Origin of the sequence: Vibrio sp. B181a, assembly GCF_030248375.1 — a bacterium.
Classification (GTDB): domain Bacteria; phylum Pseudomonadota; class Gammaproteobacteria; order Enterobacterales; family Vibrionaceae; genus Vibrio; species Vibrio campbellii.
In genome coordinates, this window is sequence record NZ_JAHGAD010000096.1 from 1 (window position 1) to 696 (window position 696).

A 696-nucleotide genomic window follows, 5' to 3' on the forward strand; every position below is an offset into this window, starting at 1 on the left:
TAGACCTAGCTCACCAGATAAGCCGCCTGAGAATTCAACGTCGCCTTCAACTTTGTTGTTGCCCGCAAACACTTGCAGTTTGCCGTCTTGGTCTACTGACGCTTTTACTAGGTCAGTTTGACCGTTGATGTAAGTCGCAAGCTCTTCGATATCGTCACCCGCTTTTGCGCTGATGTTGATTTCTTGCTCTTGACCAAAGCTGTCAGTCAGGCTGATTTTCAGGTCGTTTTTGCCTTCTTCAACGTTCCAGTTTTTGTCTTTGCCGTTTTCAGCTTGGTAGCTCACGCCGCCCATCATTTGGTTGTCAGAGCGCATGTCTTTTAGGTTCAGCATTACCGCTTCGCCGTTATCTGCACCGATTTGGAAAGACTGAGTACCGTAAGTACCGTTTAGAAGTTTGTTACCACCGAAAGAGGTCGTTTCAGCGATACGGTTTAGTTCGTCGTTCAGCGCTGTTACTTCTTCTTGAATCGCAACACGTTCTGCTTTTGAGTTAGAACCGTTTGCTGATTGAAGAGACAGGTCACGCATACGTTGTAGGATGTTAGTGGTCTCGTTCATTGCACCTTCAGCAGTTTGTGCAATAGAGATACCGTCGTTCGCGTTACGAACAGCCACATCCAGGCCACGGCTTTGTACGTTCAAGCGGTTCGAGATTTGGAGGCCCGCAGCGTCGTCTTTCGCGCTGTTGATTTT

General features: G+C 48.0%; 1 protein-coding gene. It reads right to left on the reverse strand.

Annotated elements, in window-relative coordinates; genetic code table 11:
- A partial coding sequence (locus tag KIO97_RS24885) for a flagellin (RefSeq protein ID WP_285384250.1) occupies positions 1-696 on the reverse strand: 696 nt, incomplete at both ends.